General features: G+C 64.6%; 16 protein-coding genes, 1 tRNA gene and 1 pseudogene. 9 read left to right on the forward strand and 9 right to left on the reverse strand.

Annotated elements, in window-relative coordinates:
* Window positions 1-486: 486 nt before the first annotated feature.
* Window positions 487-933, forward strand: coding sequence for a hypothetical protein (locus tag DM992_RS41585; protein ID WP_155687620.1), 447 nt, complete (start codon window positions 487-489; stop codon window positions 931-933).
* Window positions 934-1,112: 179 nt separating this feature from the next.
* Here DM992_RS41585 and DM992_RS41590 read toward each other — a convergent pair whose 3' ends face one another.
* The 3 genes from DM992_RS41590 to DM992_RS09825 all read right to left on the reverse strand — a co-directional run bounded on the left by DM992_RS41590 (window position 1,113) and on the right by DM992_RS09825 (window position 4,894).
* Complete coding sequence (locus tag DM992_RS41590; RefSeq protein ID WP_162631622.1) at window positions 1,113-1,421, reverse strand: hypothetical protein; 309 nt, start codon at window positions 1,419-1,421, stop codon at window positions 1,113-1,115.
* A gap of 573 nt (window positions 1,422-1,994) precedes the next feature.
* The gene (locus DM992_RS09820; RefSeq protein WP_111016664.1) at window positions 1,995-3,617 is read right to left on the reverse strand and encodes an NAD(P)/FAD-dependent oxidoreductase; all 1,623 of its coding nucleotides are present in this window, start codon (window positions 3,615-3,617) and stop codon (window positions 1,995-1,997) included.
* Window positions 3,618-4,090: 473 nt separating this feature from the next.
* Complete coding sequence (locus DM992_RS09825) at window positions 4,091-4,894, reverse strand: inositol monophosphatase family protein (protein WP_111016665.1); 804 nt, start codon at window positions 4,892-4,894, stop codon at window positions 4,091-4,093.
* Window positions 4,895-5,174: 280 nt separating this feature from the next.
* Here DM992_RS09825 and DM992_RS09830 point away from each other — a divergent pair, with 280 nt between their 5' ends.
* A complete protein-coding gene (locus DM992_RS09830; protein ID WP_111016666.1) occupies window positions 5,175-5,999 on the forward strand; it encodes an RNA methyltransferase in 825 nt (274 codons plus the stop codon).
* A 294-nt stretch (window positions 6,000-6,293) separates the two neighbouring features.
* Window positions 6,294-7,067 carry a serine O-acetyltransferase gene (gene cysE, locus DM992_RS09835; RefSeq protein WP_111017875.1) on the forward strand — a complete coding sequence of 258 codons (774 nt, stop codon included), beginning with the start codon at window positions 6,294-6,296 and terminating at the stop codon, window positions 7,065-7,067.
* A gap of 48 nt (window positions 7,068-7,115) precedes the next feature.
* On the opposite strand, the gene DM992_RS09840 is transcribed toward cysE, so the two are convergent.
* The 4 genes from DM992_RS09840 to DM992_RS09855 all read right to left on the reverse strand — a co-directional run bounded on the left by DM992_RS09840 (window position 7,116) and on the right by DM992_RS09855 (window position 9,860).
* Window positions 7,116-7,916, reverse strand: a complete 801-nt coding sequence (locus DM992_RS09840; RefSeq protein WP_111016667.1) for a UDP-2,3-diacylglucosamine diphosphatase — start codon at window positions 7,914-7,916, stop codon at window positions 7,116-7,118.
* A gap of 23 nt (window positions 7,917-7,939) precedes the next feature.
* A complete protein-coding gene (locus DM992_RS09845; protein ID WP_006478428.1) occupies window positions 7,940-8,431 on the reverse strand; it encodes a peptidylprolyl isomerase in 492 nt (163 codons plus the stop codon).
* A gap of 88 nt (window positions 8,432-8,519) precedes the next feature.
* Window positions 8,520-9,095 carry a peptidylprolyl isomerase gene (locus tag DM992_RS09850; RefSeq protein WP_111016668.1) on the reverse strand — a complete coding sequence of 192 codons (576 nt, stop codon included), beginning with the start codon at window positions 9,093-9,095 and terminating at the stop codon, window positions 8,520-8,522.
* A gap of 39 nt (window positions 9,096-9,134) precedes the next feature.
* Window positions 9,135-9,860, reverse strand: coding sequence for a tetratricopeptide repeat protein (locus DM992_RS09855; RefSeq protein WP_162631623.1), 726 nt, complete (start codon window positions 9,858-9,860; stop codon window positions 9,135-9,137).
* Window positions 9,861-10,094: 234 nt separating this feature from the next.
* Here DM992_RS09855 and cysS point away from each other — a divergent pair, with 234 nt between their 5' ends.
* The 6 genes from cysS to DM992_RS09890 all read left to right on the forward strand — a co-directional run bounded on the left by cysS (window position 10,095) and on the right by DM992_RS09890 (window position 16,701).
* Window positions 10,095-11,492: a cysteine--tRNA ligase gene (gene cysS / locus DM992_RS09865; protein ID WP_111016670.1), complete on the forward strand. Its 1,398-nt coding sequence runs from the start codon at window positions 10,095-10,097 to the stop codon at window positions 11,490-11,492.
* Between the two features lie 43 nt (window positions 11,493-11,535).
* Entirely contained in the window at window positions 11,536-12,360 is an 825-nt protein-coding gene (locus tag DM992_RS09870; protein ID WP_111016671.1) for a DNA-3-methyladenine glycosylase, read from the forward strand.
* Window positions 12,361-12,463: 103 nt separating this feature from the next.
* Entirely contained in the window at window positions 12,464-13,435 is a 972-nt protein-coding gene (locus tag DM992_RS09875; protein WP_006478433.1) for an acetyl-CoA carboxylase carboxyltransferase subunit alpha, read from the forward strand.
* 46 nt (window positions 13,436-13,481) lie between these two features.
* Window positions 13,482-14,900 carry a tRNA lysidine(34) synthetase TilS gene (tilS, locus tag DM992_RS09880; protein ID WP_111016672.1) on the forward strand — a complete coding sequence of 473 codons (1,419 nt, stop codon included), beginning with the start codon at window positions 13,482-13,484 and terminating at the stop codon, window positions 14,898-14,900.
* Between the two features lie 343 nt (window positions 14,901-15,243).
* Complete coding sequence (locus tag DM992_RS09885) at window positions 15,244-16,494, forward strand: aspartate kinase (RefSeq protein ID WP_034184693.1); 1,251 nt, start codon at window positions 15,244-15,246, stop codon at window positions 16,492-16,494.
* 113 nt (window positions 16,495-16,607) lie between these two features.
* Window positions 16,608-16,701, forward strand: a tRNA-Ser gene (locus DM992_RS09890).
* A 160-nt stretch (window positions 16,702-16,861) separates the two neighbouring features.
* Here DM992_RS09890 and DM992_RS09895 read toward each other — a convergent pair.
* A pseudogene (locus DM992_RS09895) lies at window positions 16,862-17,380 on the reverse strand (DUF932 domain-containing protein); the annotation flags it as partial.
* A gap of 91 nt (window positions 17,381-17,471) precedes the next feature.
* Window positions 17,472-18,224: a hypothetical protein gene (locus tag DM992_RS42655; RefSeq protein WP_239511260.1), complete on the reverse strand. Its 753-nt coding sequence runs from the start codon at window positions 18,222-18,224 to the stop codon at window positions 17,472-17,474.
* Window positions 18,225-18,364 lie beyond the last annotated feature (140 nt).

Consider the following 18,364-nt stretch of genomic DNA (forward strand, 5'->3'; position numbering starts at 1 on the left):
ATCAGAACGCCGCGTACGGGCCTCGAAGCGGTTCGGGAGGGGTAAAAAGTGACACGCGAAGACCTGCCAGCTTCGAGTTTTAACGCAGCCTCGGTCGGTAACGGCAAGTCTCCAAAAAGCGCCGGCGTAGGTCTTGGCGTAGCTTTGTATGCCAAGCCTTGTCAGCGAAGGCGCAGGTACTGCTGCATCATTGGAGTGACGGTTGCAGGTGCTGCAGTGGGTTGCGTGCTCATATGACCGGGAAAAGTTGCTTTGGCAGCCCGAGTTTACCAGCGGGCCGGACGCACCCGCGCGAAGTTCGCCGTTTGGCCAGTTGGCGGTATCGAGAGTCCGCGGCGACTAGTGTTCCTGTCCCAACTCGTGGGCTTAGCGCTGCTGGCACAACCCGTGACATAGTGCTAATCCCGACGCGCCAGTTGAGATAGACCGCCTAGATTATGACTGTTTGGGTTCGTCGATCGCCAGGGACGCATCAGGGGGGGCGGTGTGCTTCTTGAAATTATCAATCACGGTTCAGTGAGGCTACAAATGAGACCAGAGTCACGCGCAAATGCTTACGCGATCATGGGTCTGGGATCTACCTTGCTGGGTAGCTATGCATTGGAGCGCGCTATTGCGTACTTTGGCATCACTGGTGATTCAGTAGGAGGAATAGCGTTTGGGAGCGCGGGTGTTTGTTTATTCGTTGTTGCGATTGCCCACTTCTACATGGCAATTGGATACAGATTTGGTCGCCTTGAAGCAGTCGAAGGAAGCCTGGAAAGTGCGACCTTGAAAGCAGGGGTGGGTGTTGTTGCTAAGGCGGTTAAAATTCGTTTCTTGCGAAGGCCGGATGCTAGAAATCCGATTTCAGAACAAGGCATTCGCTACATCTTCTTCATCGGTAATGGCCGGCCGTGGGTTTGCCCAGAATCTAGGTTCTTGATGGACTGAGCTAATGGCTCCTCAAAACAGCAGGCGTAAGTCTTGGCGTAGGTTTTTGCGCTGACCCGTATCAGATAAGGCGCAGGTACTGCTGCATCATTGGGGTGGCGGTTGCAGGTGCTGCTGTGGGTTGCGTGCTCATGTGACCGGGAAAAGTTGCTGTCAGTGAGCCCACATGGGGCATTTGTTTAACGGTGATGTGTAAATATTCCTAGGTAGTTCGGTACAACCAAAACGAGCACTGCACACGCCACAATACCCCGCATGCAGTACAGATACACCTTGCCACCGCGGCTCTTGATTATGTGACGCGCCGCATCGCTATCGCGACTAATCCGGCTAAGTAAGAGGCCGCAACCGACCGTAACGAGACCGACGATTAGAATCGACGCAAACCCAAACGAAACAATCGATACCAGCAGACAGAGCGCAAGAAGGACATGGAGAACGAGCAGGCTGACGAAGATCTTGGATTGATTTGCCGCATTTTTTTCCATATTGCACCTCCTGTCGGAAGGCTTCGAAAGCGGTGGTCGTATATGCCCGACGGGGGCAAAGAATGTCGCGGACGCGCCTATCATGTGTGTCGCCCATTCATCATCGGATATGGGACGCAGTATTGCAAATGGATGTGGACCGCGAGTGCATAGACAACGAAAAGCCCGCTGATAGCGGGCTGCTCTGGCCGCAACGAGTTTGCTGTAGCAGTGGCCGAATGCCGCGCGTCATTCCATCTCCTGACCGACGAGGTGGCGTAGGTCTTGGCGTAGCTTTGCGTATCTAGCCTTGTCAGATAAGGCGCAGGTACTGCTGCATCATTGGAGTGTGGCCTGCAAAGGCTTCGGGCGACAGCGTGGTCATAGGTCAGGCATGAAGTTGTTGCTTGGGTCGCCCGAGTTTACCAGCGGCCCCGACGTGCAAGTGCGAAGTTCGCCGTTCGGCCAGGTGCCGGAGACCACGACCGGCTGCTGCCGGCACTGTCCGACGAGTCGGCCCCGCACTCGGGCGGGCCCGCGAAAGTCGGCGTCACCCGGCTCACGGCGCTTTGCGCGCCGATCCTGTCCGGCGCGTCAGGACGCGTGTGCCGACGTCAGACTGAGCGCCACCGCCTGCGCGACTTCGATGCCGTCGATGGCCGCCGAATAGATGCCACCTGCATACCCCGCGCCTTCGCCGGCCGGATACAGGCCTTCGACGTTCATGCTCTGGTAATCGTCTTTGCGTCGAATCCGGATCGGTGACGAAGTGCGCGTCTCCACGCCGGTGAGCACGGCGTCGTGCATCGCGAAGCCCGCGATCTTCTTGTCGATCTGGGGCAATGCTTCACGGATCGCTTCGATCACGTAGTCCGGGAGCGCGGTGCTGAGATCGGTCGGGCGCACGCCAGGCTTGTACGACGGCTCCACGGAGCCAAGCGACGTCGACGGCCGGCCTGCGATGAAATCCCCGACCAGTTGGCCCGGTGCGTGGTAATCGCCGCCGCCGAGTTCGAATGCGCGCTCTTCCCATTTGCGCTGGAACGCGATGCCCGCCAGCGGACCGCCGGGATAGTCTTCCGGCGTGATGCCGACGACGATGCCCGCATTCGCGTTGCGCTCGGCACGGGAATACTGGCTCATGCCATTGGTAACCACGCGTCCCGGCTCCGAGGTCGCCGCGACCACCGTGCCGCCAGGGCACATGCAGAAGCTGTAGACCGCACGCCCGTTGCTGCAGTGGTGGACCACCTTGTAGTCAGCCGCACCGAGTTGCTTGTGGCCGGCAAACTTGCCGAAGCGGCTGCGATCGATCAGCCCCTGCGGATGTTCGATGCGAAAACCGAGCGAAAACGGCTTGGCTTCGATATACACACCGCGATCGTGCAGCATCTGGAAGGTGTCGCGCGCGCTGTGGCCCACGGCCAGCACCACGTGGTCGCACCGCAGCGTTTCCCCGTTCGAGAGCTTGAGCGAGCGCACCTTGCCCTGATCGATTTCGATGTCGTCGACCCGGGTTTCGAAGCGCACTTCACCACCGAGTTCGTGGATGGAAGCGCGCATTTTTTCCACCATGCTGACGAGGCGGAACGTGCCGATGTGCGGCCGGCTCAGATACAGGATGTCTTCCGGCGCGCCCGCCTTGACGAATTCGTCGAGCACCTTGCGGCCATAGTGGTTCGGATCCTTGATCTGGCTGTACAGCTTGCCGTCGGAAAACGTCCCGGCGCCGCCTTCGCCGAACTGCACGTTGGATTCGGGATTGAGTACGCTCTTGCGCCACAGGCCGAAGGTGTCCTTGGTGCGCTCGCGCACGGCCTTGCCGCGTTCGAGGATGATGGGGCGGAATCCCATCTGCGCGAGGATCAGTCCTGCAAACAGGCCGCACGGCCCCATGCCGATGACGACCGGGCGCAGGAAATCGGCGTGCTCCGGGGCTTTTGCGACGAAGTGGTACGCCATGTCGGGCGTGACGCCGCAATGCGGCTTGCCGGCGAGTTGCCTGAGCGCGGCCGCTTCGTCCTTGATTTCGACATCGACGATATACGTCAGCTTGATGTCGGAGCGCTTGCGTGCATCGTGCGCACGGCGGAACACGGTGTAGCGGACGAGCCCGTCTGCCGCCACGCCAAGCTCCTCGAGGCGCGCGCGAATCGCGGCTTCGAGAGCGCTTTCGGGATGGTCGAGGGGGAGTTTAATTTCGCTTAGCCGTAACATGGGTACTCGGAATGCTGTCGCCACGACGTCGTGGCGGTGTTGAAACAGGCGGGGCAGGCATGCGGGTGGGGGTATTGTTCGCCACGCGGGCATCCCGGATGCAAATCGTTCATCGCTGGAAAACGCGGTACGACGGGCTGCATACTGACCAGGCCGGACAACTCGGGCAACTTCGGGACGGAAGCATGAAGCACGGGGAAGATTTTTCCGTCCCGAACCATCGGAACGCGAAAGTCGCTCCATCGTCACGGTGCTGGCGAGTGGTTTGTCGAAAGCCACGCCAGGCGGGCGTAGCGCCCTTGTCGTTCATGCCGGCCAACATAGCACATTGATATCAATGCCACGCAAAAATGCGGCCGCCAGAGCGAAAAGGGCGGTAGCGACGCACGCGGCATCGCTTTACCGACGGCCCGTGCCGCGCGAAGCGGGCCCGGGCCGTCGAAGCGCATGACGCAGGCGGGCGCCGCCGAGGCTTATTCGGCCGCCGGATGCACGCGGGTGTAGCGGTTCAGGATCGGGATCATCTGCGCGTAGATCTTCGGGTTCGCGGCGACGATCTCATGGCGATGCAGGAAATCGGCGTCGCCCGTGTAGTTGCCGACGAGGCCGCCGGCCTCGGTGATCAGCAGGCTGCCCGCCGCCATGTCCCACACGTTGATGCCCTGCTCGAAGAATGCGTCGAGGCGGCCGGCCGCGACGTTCGCGAGATCGAGTGCCGCCGCGCCCGGGCGGCGCAGGCCCGTGCACGCCTGCGTCATTTCGGTGAAGAGGCGCGCGTACGCGTCGAGGCCGTCCTTCTCGCGGAACGGGAAGCCCGTGCCGACCAGTGCGTCGGACAGGCGGTCGCGGCGGCCGACGCGGATGCGGCGATCGTTCAGGTACGCGCCGCGGCCACGCGTGGCCGTGAACAGGTCGTTCTTGTTCGGATCGTAGACGACGGCCTGCGTGACGACGCCCTTGTGCTCGAGCGCGATCGATACGCAGTAGTACGGGAAACCATGGATGAAGTTGGTCGTGCCGTCGAGCGGATCGATGATCCACTTGAATTCGGATTCGTTCTCCGATTCGCCCGATTCCTCCGCGAGGATCGCGTGGTCGGGGTAGGCGGTCTTCAGCGTCTCGATGATCGCGTCTTCGGCGGCCTTGTCCACTTCGGTGACGAAGTCGTTCTGCTGCTTCCTGCGGATCTCGATCAGGTCGAGATCGAGGGACGCGCGATTGATGATCTGTCCGGCGCGGCGCGCAGCCTTGACAGCGATGTTGAGCATGGGATGCATGAGCCTGGATCCTGTAGCCGGCGGCACGGGCCGCCACGAAGTGGAACAACCGCCCGGGACGGCGCAAGCGTGCCGGGCGAGGTGAGACGCGAATTGACAAAGAGCGGGGTACGACCCGCGCCGCACGGAGCGCGACGCGTAAAGGCATGATTTTACCCGATTTTTGGCGGTTTCAGGCGACCGGAATGCGGGGAAACCCCTGCTGGCCGTCCGGACGAGTGGGTTTGCCGGAGCGATAGCGCTACCATACGGCCATTCTGATGAACCGAGTCGTATCGTAGTGGAAACCCCGCAGAACACCGCCGCGCCGTCCGAGTCGGGCGCGGACACGTCCCGGCCGCCGTCCGGCGGCTTCACGTCCACCCGTTTCGTGCTCGTCGAGCCGAGCCATCCCGGCAATGTCGGGGCGGCCGCCCGCGCGCTGAAGACGATGGGCTTCTCGCGTCTCGTGCTGGTCGCGCCGCGCGCGCCGCACGTGCAGAGCGACCCCGAGGCGATCGCGATGGCCAGCGGCGCGGACGACGTCCTCGCGTCCGCGCATGTCGTGCCGACGCTTGGCGACGCGCTGTCCGGCGTCCACTGGTCGATCGCGCTGACTGCGCGCGCACGCGAATACGGGCCGCCGCGCCTTGCGCCGCGCGCGGCCGCCGCGCAGGCATGCGCTCAGGTCGGCGCGGGCGACATCGCGCTCGTGTTCGGCAACGAGCGCACGGGCCTCGCGAACGAGCATGTCGAGCAGTGCAGCGCGCTTGCGCACATCCCGGCGAACCCTGCATACAGTTCGCTGAACCTCGCACAGGCCGTGCAGGTACTCGCGTACGAGCTCCGCGTCGCGTTTCTCGAGCAGGCGAGCGGGCCTTCGCCGCAACCGCCGGCCGAGGCCGGCACGCTTGCGCAGAGCGACGAGATCGAGCGGATGTACGTGCACCTCGAGAACGCGCTGATCGCGCTCGATTTCCTCGATCCGCGCAATCCGAAGAAACTGATGCCGCGGCTGCGGCGCCTGTTCGCACGCACGGGCCTCGAGCGCGAGGAGGTCAACATCCTGCGCGGCGTCGCGAAGCACATCCTGCTGAAATCGGGCCAGCCCGACGGCGACGCTTAAGCAGCCGGCGCGCAGGCAACCGGCGTTCAGGTGCAGCGTCCCGATCGGGCAGGTGTTTTGTCGGCCTTCGGGTGCGCTGGATCCCGAGTGTTTCCGCCCGGCCGAACCTCCTGCAAACACCGCAACAGCAAGCCTCCCGCCCGAATACCCGTGCCGGCGGCGGGGTGAACGCGCGACGTCGTGCGGCCGTGCGCGACTGGCCCTACAATCGCCGGACGTCATAAGCAAATTACCCGGCGCGATAACGGCCGGCCATTGCCGGCGGTGCGCGCCGGCCTTTTCCCTGATCAGATCATGTTCACGAGACTGCGCGAAGACGTTGCAACGATTCGCGAGCGGGATCCCGCCGCTCGCAGTGCCTGGGAAGTGCTGACCTGTTATCCGGGGCTGCATGCGCTCGTGCTGCACCGTTTCGCGCATGCCTGCTGGCGCGCAAAGCGCTACTGGCTTGCACGTTTCGCTTCGCAGGCCGGGCGGTTTCTGACGGGTATCGAGATCCACCCCGGTGCGACGGTCGGCCGGCGCGTGTTCATCGATCACGGCATGGGTGTCGTGATCGGCGAGACGGCGATCATCGGTGACGACTGCACCATCTATCAGGGCGTGACGCTGGGCGGCACATCGCTCACGCGCGGCGCGAAGCGCCACCCGACGCTCGAGGCCGGCGTGATCGTCGGCGCGGGCGCGAAGGTGCTGGGCGGTTTCACGGTCGGCGCGGGCGCGAAGATCGGTTCGAACGCGGTCGTCGTGAAGCCGGTGCCGGCGGGCGGCACGGCGGTCGGCAATCCGGCGCGCATCGTGATGCCGGCGCAGCCGAAGCCGCAGCCGGAACGCGCGGCGTTCTGCGCCTACGGGATCACGCCGAACGCCGACGATCCGATGTCGCTCGCGATTCACGGGCTGATCGATCACGCGGCGAAGGAAAGCCGCCGCGTCGACGAGATCGTCGCGGCGCTCGAGCGGCTCGGCACGCATCTGGAAACGCTGCAGGGCGCCGATGCGGCGCGCCTCGACCTGCGCAGGCTGTCGGCGGTGCTGGAAGGAAAGGCGGTCGAGCGTCAGGCGTAATGCGATGCGCACCGACGGCTGCCAGTCGGTGAGGCGGCAGTGGCGGCGTCAGTCGAGCGGCATCGCGTGGATGCCTTCCGCGTCGACGCGCAGGTAGCCGCCGCGCGGTGCACCGTGGTCGAGATCCCAGTCGGGCAGCACCCAGCGGATGCCGCCCGGTTCGGCGTGGCTCGCGGGGCGGTGCGTGTGGCCGTGAATGATCACGGCTGCGCGGCTTTTCCGGAACAGCGCGGCCACGCCTTCACGCGTGACATCGTAGATCGCCGAAGCAGGGCGCATCCGGCCTGCTTCGCTGTTCGAGCGCATGCGTTGCGCGAGCGCGCGGCGCCAGCGCAACGGCCATGCGAGAAACAGCCATTGCGCGACGCGGTTGCGTGCGAAGCGGCGGAACACCTGATAGCCGCGGTCGGCCGTGCATTGCGCGTCGCCGTGCGCGAGCACGATGCGCTGGCCGAACGCCATGATCAGCGAAGGATCGGGCAGCAACATGGCGCCGGCTGCCTTCATGAAGCGCCGGCCGAGCAGGAAATCGCGGTTGCCGTGCATCACGTAGAGCGCGATCCCGCGTTCCGAGAGCGTATGCATCAGCGCGGCCATGCGCGCCGCGAACGGATCGTCGTCGAGGATGTCGTCGCCGATCCAGTATTCGAAAAGATCGCCGAGGATGAACACCGAGTCGGCGCTGTCGGCGGTGTATTTCACGAAATGCTCGAACGCGGCGACCGTCTTCGGAATCGCTTCGCTCAGGTGCAGATCGGAGAGCAACAGGAACGGGCGTGCGGCTTGCGCGTATTCGCGCTCGCCCGGCACGCCCGCGGAGACGCTTCGCGGCGGACTCTCCTGCAACATCGAAGTGCCTCCGTTACCGTGCGTCAGACCACGACGGCCTTTTCGATCACGACGTCGTCGGTCGGCACGTCCTGGTGGAAGCCGGCGTTGCCCGTCTTGACGCCCTTGATCTTGTCGACCACGTCCTGGCCTTCGACGACCTTGCCGAACACCGCGTAGCCCCAGCCCTGCGGCGTCGGCGACGAGTGGTTCAGGAAGTCGTTGTCGTTCACGTTGATGAAGAACTGGGCGGTCGCCGAGTGCGGATCGTTCGTGCGCGCCATCGCAACCGTGTAGTTGTCGTTCTTCAGACCGTTGTTCGCCTCGTTGTCGATCGGCGCGTCGGTCGGCTTCTGCTTCAGGCCCGGCTCGAAGCCGCCGCCCTGGATCATGAAGCCGTTGATCACGCGATGGAACACGGTGCCGTCGTAATGGCCCTTCTTCACGTAGTTCAGGAAGTTCTCGACCGTCTTCGGTGCCTTCGCGGCGTCGAGTTCGAGCTTGATCACGCCGTGGTTCGTATGCAGTTCAACCATGATGAATTCCTTCGGTGAGGCGGTTTAAATGGCACGCGGCCGGTCGTGCGACGCGGCCGCGTGAGTCGCCGGACGTGCCGGCAGGTTCTTACTTCGAGACGATGCTGGCCGATTCGATCACGACCGGTTGTGCGGGCACGTCCTGCATCGGGCCGCGCGAGGTCGTCGCCACGCCTTCGATCTTCTTCACGACGTCGAGGCCCGACACGACCTTGCCGAACACCGCATAGCCGTTGCCGTCCGGGTTCGGGTAGTCGAGGCCGCTGTTGTCGACCGTGTTGATGAAGAACTGAGCGGTGGCCGAGTTCGGATCGCTCGTGCGTGCCATCGCGATCGTGCCCGTCAGGTTCTTCAGACCATTGCGGCTCTCCAGCGGAATCGGCGCGCGGGTCGGCTTCTCCTCGAAGCTGGTCTTGTAGCCGCCGCCCTGGATCATGAAGCCCTTGATCACGCGATGGAAGATCGTGCCGTTGTACTGGCCGGACTTCACGTAATCGAGGAAGTTGGCGACCGACTTCGGCGCCTTCTCCGGGTAGAGCTCGACACGGATGTCGCCCTGCGAGGTCTTGAGCTGCACGACCGGGTGCGCGGTGGCCGTTTGCGCGAAAGCGGGCGCGGTCGCGAGAAGGGCGGCGCCGCCAAGCGCCAGCAACAGACGTTTCATTGCGATCCTCAGGTTGGGAGGGAAAGGGGGCCGCGCCGCTTATTGCGACGGCGGCGCGACATACGGTGCCGCCAGTGCGCCCGACGGACCGCTGAACTGGAACGTCGGCGACATCGGCAGCGTGGTGGTGCTCACGTTCGCGGCTGCGCGTTCGGAGTAGTCGCGCGTGGCCGGTGCGACCGCGCGGGCATTCGGCGCAGCCTTCGGCGGCGACACGATCTTCTGCAGGTCGGCGAGGCGCTGCGCGGTCGCGCCGCTCGTGCGGCCGAGCGATTGCGCGCGCTTGTACGATTCGGCCGCGAGGCGCAGGTACAGGTCGCCGAGGTTCTCGTACGCGAGCGAGTAGCTCGGGTTCGATTGCGTCGCCGTGACGAGCGCGGTGCGCGCTTCGTCGTAGCGGCCGTGCTTCGCGTAGAGCGCCGCGAGGTTGTTGTACGGCTCGGGCAGTTCGGGGTACGCCTGCGTGATCGCGACGAACTGCTGGATCGCATCGTCGTCGCGGTTCAGGCGGGCCAGCACGGTGCCGCGCTTGAACTGCGCCTGCACGTCACGCGGGTTCGACGCGATGCGCGCGTCGAGCTGCGCGAGCGCCTGCTTCCACTGCTTGCCGGCGATCGACGCGTCGATTTCGGGGGTGCCGTCGGCGGTGGCCGGGGCTTTCTGCGCATGCGCCGCGGGGGCCGCGAACAGCGTCAGCGCGACGCCCATGACGGTGGTCGCAACGAGGGTCGCAGCGCTCGGCGCGCGGCCGCGATGAGGTTTCATAGGCGTAAATCGGAATGTTATACTCCGAGCCATTCTAACAAAACGTCTGCGCGTTCCGGCGAGCCGCAGGCAGTCTTTCTTAGCCTCTCGTGGCCGTCACCGCTGTGCTTGCAGCTTGACCGCCCCATGTGATAGCGAGGACGCTCGGCCTGGCGCCGCAGCAGATGGTCCGTCCGTTTCGCATGCTGGGCGAGCTTCGCCAGGGCGGTCTCCTTCGGCTCACGGTTCATCTCTATGGAATCACTGCGCATCTACAACACGCTCGCGCGTGACAAGCAAGTTTTCGTGCCGCGCCAGTCCGGCGAAGTGCGGATGTACGTATGCGGGATCACCGTCTACGACTATTGTCACGTGGGCCACGCGCGCATGCTGGTCGTGTTCGACCTCGTCCAGCGCTGGCTGCGTGCGATCGGCTACCGGGTCACGTATGTGCGCAACATTACGGACATCGACGACAAGATCATCCGCCGCGCGGTCGAGAACGGCGAGACGATCAAGTCGCTGACCGACCGCTTCATCGGCGCGATGCAAGAGGATGAAGGCGCACTCGGCATCCAGCGGCCCGACATCGAGCCGCGTGCGACGCAATTCATTCCGCAGATGCTCGGCATGATCGAGACGCTCGAGACGAACGGTTACGCGTACCAGGCGACCGACGGCGACGTCAATTACTCGGTGCGCAAGTTCGCGAACTACGGGAAGCTGTCGGGCAAGTCGCTCGACGATCTCCGCGCAGGCGAGCGCGTCGCCGCGAACGACGCGAAGGAAGATCCGCTCGATTTCGTGCTGTGGAAGCGCGCGAAGCCGGAAGATCCGGAGGGCGCTTCGTGGGCGTCGAAGTACGGGATGGGCCGCCCGGGCTGGCACATCGAATGCTCGGCGATGGGCTGCACGCTGCTCGGCGATCATTTCGACATCCATGGCGGCGGGCAGGATCTGCAATTCCCGCACCACGAGAACGAGATCGCGCAGAGCGAAGGCGCGACCGGCCAGACGTTCGTCAACTACTGGATGCACAACGGCTTCGTGCAGGTCGACAACGAGAAGATGTCGAAATCGCTCGGCAACTTCTTCACGATCCGCGAAGTGCTCGAGCGGTACGACGCCGAAGTCATGCGTTTCTTCATCGTGCGCACGCACTACCGGTCGCCGCTCAACTATAGCGACGTGCATCTCGACGATGCGCGCGCGTCGCTCACGCGTCTCTATACCGCGCTGAAGGATGTCGAGGCCGACACGCTCGCGCTCGACTGGAACGAGCCGCATGCGCAGCGTTTCGCGGCCGCGATGAACGACGACTTCAACACGCCCGTCGCGGTGGCAACGCTGTTCGAGCTGGCGGGCGAGGTGAATCGCACGCGCGACGCGGTGCTCGCGCGGCAACTGAAGCAACTGGCAGGCCTGCTCGGCCTGCTGGGCCGCGAACCGCGCGCGTTCCTGCAGCAGGCGTCCGGCGCCGCGCAGGCGGGCGCGCTCGCCGCCGACGAGATCGAAGCGAAGATCGCCGCGCGCGTCGCGGCGAAGCAAGCGAAGGACTATGCCGAAGCGGACCGGATCCGGGCAGAACTGCTCGAGGCCGGCATCGCACTTGAAGACAAACCGGGCGGATCGACCGAATGGCGTCGCGTATGAGCGCGGTGCGTTCCACTGACCGATCCGTCAGGTAGGAGGCAGGATGGCAACGGCCAGAAAAGCGCCGGTCAGGCGCGCGACCCCGGTCGCCGCGCGTCCGGCAGCCAAGCGCGTGCCGTCGAAGGCGGACGCGACGCGCGCCGCGCCGAACGGCGCGCTCAACGGTCATGCGCAGCCGGCGGCTGCGCTGCCCGCCGCTGACGCGGCCCGCAAGACGCGTGTGTCCGAAGCGGACGGCGAGGAGGTTGTCGTGCGTCCTGCATACTGGGACAAGGCATGCGCCGACCTCGTCAAGCGCGACCGGATCCTGAAGAAACTGATCCCGAAGTTCGGTCCTGCGCATCTCGTGAAGCGCGGCGACCCGTTCGTCACGCTCGCGCGATCGGTCGTCGGCCAGCAGATTTCGGTGCCGTCCGCGCAGTCGCTGTGGGCGCATATCGAGGACGCCTGTCCGAAACTCGCACCGCAGCCGGTGATCCGGCTCGGCGCGGACAAGCTGATCGCTTGCGGGCTGTCGAAGCGCAAAACCGAATACATTCTCGATCTCGCGCAGCATTTCGTGTCGGGCGCGCTGCACGTCGACAAATGGACGTCGATGGACGACGAGGACGTGATTGCGGAACTCACGCAGATCCGCGGCATCAGCCGCTGGACGGCCGAGATGTTCCTGATCTTCAACCTGTCGCGGCCGGATGTGCTGCCGCTCGACGACCCGGGCCTGATCCGCGCGATCAGCGTCAATTACTTCAGCGGGGAACCCGTCACGCGCAGCGAGGCGCGCGAGGTCGCGGCCAACTGGGAACCGTGGCGCACCGTCGCGACCTGGTACATGTGGCGCAGCCTCGATGCACCCGACAGCGACGCCTGAGTGTTGGCTATCGGGTTTTAAACATCAATAGTTGAGAGCCGGTTTTGAGCGTCGCCCGCGCGGGTAGAATACGCGCTGCCGCAAGACCCAAGGATTCGAACACATGAAGACCACGTTTCTGGATTTCGAACAGCCGATCGCCGAACTCGAGGCCAAGATCGAAGAACTGCGATTCGTGCAGGATGACTCGGCTGTCGATATTTCGGAAGAAATCGAGCGGCTGTCGAAGAAAAGCCAGCAACTGACGAAGGACCTCTACGCGAACCTGTCGCCGTGGCAGGTTTCGCAGATCGCGCGGCACCCGCAGCGTCCGTACACGCTCGATTACGTTGCGGAACTGTTTACCGATTTTCACGAACTGCACGGCGACCGCGCATTCGCGGACGATCTGTCGATCGTCGGCGGTCTCGCGCGCTTCGGCGGCCATCCGTGCATGGTGATCGGTCACCAGAAGGGCCGCGACACGAAGGAACGCGCCGCGCGCAACTTCGGGATGCCGCGTCCGGAAGGCTATCGCAAGGCCGAACGCCTGATGCGCCTCGCCGAGAAATTCGGGCTGCCGATCTTCACGTTCGTCGACACGCCGGGCGCGTACCCGGGCATCGGCGCGGAAGAGCGCGGCCAGTCGGAGGCGATCGGCCGCAACCTGTACGTGATGGCCGAGCTGAAGACGCCGATCATCACGACGGTGATCGGCGAGGGCGGTTCGGGCGGTGCACTCGCGATCGCCGTGGCCGACACCGTGATGATGCTGCAGTTCTCGACCTACTCGGTGATCTCGCCGGAAGGCTGCGCGTCGATCCTGTGGAAGAGTGCCGCGAAGGCACCGGAAGCCGCGGAAGCGCTGGGCCTGACCGCGCACCGCCTGAAGGCGCTCGGCCTGATCGACAAGATCATCAACGAGCCGCTCGGCGGCGCGCATCGCGATCCGAAGGGCATGGCTGCGCTGCTGCGCCGCGCGCTCGCCGATTCGCTGCGCCAGTTCCAGGGCATGAGCATCGATGCGCTGCGCGAGCGCCGCTTCGAGCGCCTGATGGCCTACGGCAAGTTCAAGGAAACCACGCCGGGCGCATGACCGGCCGCGTGCTCGATACGCGCGCCGCTGAGCGCGCGTCCCTCTCGTGATCCCACCGACCGAATTCTCCGCCGACCGCGTCGTACTCGACGCGGTCGGCGTTGCGCTTTCCGGCATGCCGCCCGATGCACGCATCGCGATCGCCTACAGCGGCGGCCTCGATTCGACGGTGCTGCTCGACGCGGCCGTGCGTGTCGTGGGCGCGTCGCGCTGCGTCGCGCTGCACGTGCATCACGGCCTGAGCGCGAACGCCGACGCGTGGGTCGCGCATGCCGAAGCGGAAGCGGCGCGGCTCGGCGTCGAATTCGAATCGATGCGCGTCGACGTGCCGCGCGACAGCGGCCTCGGTATCGAGGCGACCGCGCGCGAGCGTCGTTATGCCGCACTCGACGCGATGTGTGAACGCCATGGCGCGGCCGCGCTGTGGCTCGCGCAGCATGCGGACGACCAGGCCGAGACGGTGCTGCTGCAACTGCTGCGCGGCGCAGGAATCGCGGGGCTCGCCGCCATGGCGCCGCGCTACCGTCCCGACGGCGTGAGCGTCGAGCGCGTGCGCCCATTGCTGCGATTGTTGCGCGCGCAACTTGAGCGCTATGCGACGCAGCACGAACTCGAATGGATCGACGACGAATCGAACAGCGACACGCGTTACGCGCGCAATGCGCTGCGCCTCGACGTGCTGCCGGCACTGGCCGTGCATTTCCCGGGCTTTCGCGACGCGCTCGGTCGTGCGGCCCAGCATGCGGCCGCCGCGCAGCGGCTGCTCGACGATCTGGCCGAACTGGATTTCGCCGTCGCCGCGCGCGACGACGGGCGGGCGCTGTCGCGCGAGTCGCTGGTCGCGTTCGACGACACGCGCGGCGCGAATCTGCTGCGTTTCTGGATGCGCCGGCTCGGTTTGCCGGGTGCGTCGGCCGCCCGGCTCGCCAACATGATGCGGCAGTTGCGCGCCGCGCACGACGCGCATGCGCTGCGCGTCGATCACGCGGGCCAGTGCCTGCGGCTGTATCGCGATGTCGTCTATTGGGAGGCGGGCGACAGCGCCGAACCGGCCGACGACGGCACCGGCACGCCGCACCCGGAATCGACGCTCGCGTGGGATGGGCAGGAAGTCTGGCACCTGCCGGGATGGCGCGGCACGTTCGTGTTTGCGCCGGCCGATGCGGGAAGCGCCGGCGCGGTGCCGGAGGCGCTGCTGCGCGGCGCTCGGCTCGCCGCGCGCGCCCGGGCAGGCGGCGAGCGAATGCGCACGTCGCCGGGCGGGCCGGGCCGGACGCTGAAGAACCTGTTCCAGGAGCGCGGCGTGCCGGCATGGCAGCGCGACGTGCCGCTGCTGTTCGCGGGCGACCGGCTGATCTACGTGCCGCGGCTTGGCGTGAACCGCGATGGCGAGTTGTTCGGCAATGGGCCGTCCGGCGGCACATGGCGCCGGATCGAATGGTGTCCCGACCTGCTGATCGCGTAACGGAGGGCAGGCTTCCGGCAGCGCGATGGCGTGCCCATTTTCACCATTTGGTAAACAGCGCCGGAACGCCTGTGGGCACGGCGAGCGGCTTGTCAAGCCGGCTTCTATCGGGTACGCTCGGACGTTTGCTCGGCTCGATTTTTGAGCGATTTGTGCAGGTTTCCCGCGTGACGTACCCGGTTTGCGCGGCCTGATCGGCCTTCCGGGCAAAATCCGTCACGCTTGCGTGTTGCGTCCCAGCCGTCCCCCTCGTCGTCCGTCCACAGCCACAAGCCGCGTGACCGAACGGCAACGCGGCCTGCCCAGCGCGCCCGTGCGGTCTCTCCTCCAGTTCAGAACGACAATGGCACTCATCGTACACAAATACGGCGGCACCTCGATGGGCTCGGTCGAGCGCATCAAGAACGTCGCGAAACGCGTCGCAAAATGGCATCAGGCCGGGCACCAGATGGTGGTCGTGCCTTCGGCGATGTCCGGCGAAACCAACCGTCTGCTCGGTCTTGCGAAAGAGATTTCGAGCCAGCCGAGCCCGCGTGAGCTCGACATGATCGCGTCGACCGGCGAGCAGGTCAGCGTCGGCCTGCTGTCGATCGCGCTGCAGGAAATCGGCGTCGAGGCCGTGAGCTACGCCGGCTGGCAAGTACCGATCAAGACCGACAGCGCGTTCACGAAAGCGCGCATCCACTCGATCGACGACGAGCGTGTGAAGGCCGATCTGAACGCCGGCAAGGTCGTGATCATCACGGGCTTCCAGGGCGTCGATCCGGATGGCCACATCACGACGCTGGGCCGTGGCGGCTCGGACACGTCGGCGGTCGCGGTCGCGGCTGCGCTGGATGCCGAAGAGTGCCTGATCTACACGGACGTTGATGGCGTCTACACGACCGATCCGCGTGTCGTCGAAGAGGCGCGACGCCTCGATCGCGTGACGTTCGAGGAGATGCTGGAAATGGCCAGCCTCGGCTCGAAGGTCCTGCAGATCCGCTCGGTCGAATTCGCCGGCAAATACCAGGTGAAGACGCGCGTGCTGTCGAGCCTGACCGATCCGCTGATTGCGCTCGACGAAGAAATGCGCTCGGGCACCCTGATTACTTTTGAAGAAGACGAGACCATGGAAAAGGCAGTCATTTCCGGCATCGCGTTCCAGCGCGACGAAGCACGCATTGCTGTGATGGGCGTGCCCGACAAGCCGGGCATCGCGTATCAGATCCTCGGCCCGGTCGCCGATGCGAACGTCGACGTCGACATGATCATCCAGAACCAGAGCGTCGAAGGCAAGACCGACTTCACGTTCACGGTCGGCCGTGGCGATTATCAGAAGGCAATGGACATCCTCACCAATCAGGTGAAGGGCCATGTGAACGCCGAGCAGGTGCAGGGCGACCCGAAGGTGTCGAAGGTGTCGGTCGTCGGCGTCGGCATGCGTTCGCACGTGGGCGTCGCGAGCAAGATGTTCCGCACGTTGTCGGAAGAGGGCATCAACATCCAGATGATCTCGACGTCCGAAATCAAGATTTCGGTGCTGATCGACGAGAAATACATGGAGTTGGCCGTCCGCGCGCTGCACAAGGCATTCGAACTCGACCAGGCATGATGAAATTTTCGTGATGCGTTGACGAAAATGCATCACGGAAATTGACGCGCGGTTCGAAACCCTATATTATTTCGTTCTCGTCGCACTGCCTCCCTGGTGCGAGCGAAAGTTTGGGAGACGTGGCCGAGAGGTCGAAGGCACTCCCCTGCTAAGGGAGCATCTGGGCCAAAACCTGGATCGAGGGTTCGAATCCCTCCGTCTCCGCCAAAAGCGGTGACAAAGCCCCGCAAGTTCTCGGACTTGCGGGGCTTTTTCTTTTTCAGCCCCTCATCAGGCCCATCAGCAGGAATGCGCTGGGCGGAACTTATCGTCGGTGCGCATTGCCTTCGAGTGCGGCGGTGGCGCTCAATGATTGCTCATCTCGTATTCCCAAGGCTATTTGCAGGGTGTTGTTGCAAACGACTCTGATCGACGTGAACTGCGCCGTCGTCGCAAGCGTACCGTCGCACGCCGTGGCGAGCAGCAGGTAGCCATTTACCTCGTCTTTGCCTTTGAGAGTGCCGGATTGACCGGTGCGAGCGAGCGCCCAGAGCTTACGGCCTTCCTTCAACACGCCGGCCGTTTCCAGCTGGAAGCCACCGATCTCCGTCAGGTCTCGATAAAACTCCAAAATCTCGTCGGGTTGCACGACGTGATAGCGCGCGGAGACGACCGATAGCGGTGCCTTGGTGTCCGAGCGATACAGGACTTTCTGTTCGGGAAACGCGTGAATTGAACCGAGATTCTGATTGCCGGCGGCGACGAATCTGACTTCAGCTTCCTCGATGGTCCAGTCCATGCCGGCGGCGCGTCTCCAGACTTCGAGAGGTTGTTTCGGGGCGAGCCGATTACCCAGACCATGCCAGGGTTCGGCTCCGACGTAGGCCATTGTTTGAACGAGATGCATGATTGCTCCTAGAAAAAAGACGAGGGCATACAGCCCGGCGAGCGCCGAGCGGAAGAGAAATCGAGGGAGAAAGGCGAGAGGGGCGAGCTGTTCAGCCTTGCTTGGTGCTGAAGGCGTGCCCGCAGGCGAGGCACTGGAGATTGTCGAGCACGTTGTCGTCAATAGCACCACCAACAGCCGAACCGGCCGCGCAGCCCGCGGCGCTACCGACGAGCCCAGCAATCACCGCGCCGGCGAGGCCACCGAACAAGGTGCCGATCGGACCGACGACCGAACCGACGACCGCGCCGGTCTCGGCTCCGGCGAGTGCGGTGGCCATGCCGCCCGTCGCTCCAGCAACGCTGCCGATCGTGCTGCCGGCCTTGCGGGCGCGGTTACGCGTATCGATACGCGAGGACAGACAACGCGGACAGCGGATTGCCCGATTGGGCGATGACGGCGCGGTGGTCTTGGCCGGCGCCGGATCGGGCTTGTCCGGCTCACCCATCAACGATTCAATCGCATCGTGCAGGTCGTGGCGAGCCTCGGTCCCAGGAGATGCGTAGGCGGGTTCTTCGCGCCGACCGAACGGCGGATAGCTATCGCCCGATTCGGCGTTGGCTTCTTGCGCGGCGTGGACAACGTGGTCGGGATACTGCGCGAACGCTTGCCATTCGTCGAATTCGTCGACATCGACGGAATGTGGGACGCTAACGGTGGGGGCCGGTGAGGAGGCGGCGGGTGCGTGTCCGCGTCCGCGTGCCGGCCGGTCCATGGTGGCGAGCCAATAGAAACCCATCGCGAACATTGCGACGAGCACGAGGCCCAGCCCGATCAACACACAGGTAGGGGGATCAGAGATCACGGAAACTCCTGCGCGAAGTGCACCGGTGCGGGAATGCATCGGCGGAGCGGCCGTAGCTGGCCGTGCTCAGGAAGGTGATATGTGGTTGAAAGAAAGTTGATTACCGGTTGTGCGCCGATTCGACCTCGCAATTCTGTCAG

The sequence above is a fragment of the Burkholderia sp. JP2-270 genome, assembly GCF_003233675.1.
GTDB lineage: Bacteria > Pseudomonadota > Gammaproteobacteria > Burkholderiales > Burkholderiaceae > Burkholderia > Burkholderia pyrrocinia_C.

Bases quoted from the DNA above. Each gene is read 5' to 3' on its own strand.
- DM992_RS41590 (WP_162631622.1), bottom strand. From the start codon at position 1,421: ATGGAAAAAAATGCGGCAAATCAATCCAAGATCTTCGTCAGCCTGCTC.
- DM992_RS09820 (WP_111016664.1), bottom strand. From the start codon at position 3,617: ATGTTACGGCTAAGCGAAATTAAACTCCCCCTCGACCATCCCGAAAGC.
- DM992_RS09825 (WP_111016665.1), bottom strand. From the start codon at position 4,894: ATGCATCCCATGCTCAACATCGCTGTCAAGGCTGCGCGCCGCGCCGGA.
- cysE (WP_111017875.1), top strand. From the start codon at position 6,294: ATGTTCACGAGACTGCGCGAAGACGTTGCAACGATTCGCGAGCGGGAT.
- DM992_RS09840 (WP_111016667.1), bottom strand. From the start codon at position 7,916: ATGTTGCAGGAGAGTCCGCCGCGAAGCGTCTCCGCGGGCGTGCCGGGC.
- DM992_RS09845 (WP_006478428.1), bottom strand. From the start codon at position 8,431: ATGGTTGAACTGCATACGAACCACGGCGTGATCAAGCTCGAACTCGAC.
- DM992_RS09850 (WP_111016668.1), bottom strand. From the start codon at position 9,095: ATGAAACGTCTGTTGCTGGCGCTTGGCGGCGCCGCCCTTCTCGCGACC.
- DM992_RS09855 (WP_162631623.1), bottom strand. From the start codon at position 9,860: ATGAAACCTCATCGCGGCCGCGCGCCGAGCGCTGCGACCCTCGTTGCG.
- cysS (WP_111016670.1), top strand. From the start codon at position 10,095: ATGGAATCACTGCGCATCTACAACACGCTCGCGCGTGACAAGCAAGTT.
- DM992_RS09870 (WP_111016671.1), top strand. From the start codon at position 11,536: ATGGCAACGGCCAGAAAAGCGCCGGTCAGGCGCGCGACCCCGGTCGCC.
- DM992_RS09875 (WP_006478433.1), top strand. From the start codon at position 12,464: ATGAAGACCACGTTTCTGGATTTCGAACAGCCGATCGCCGAACTCGAG.
- DM992_RS09885 (WP_034184693.1), top strand. From the start codon at position 15,244: ATGGCACTCATCGTACACAAATACGGCGGCACCTCGATGGGCTCGGTC.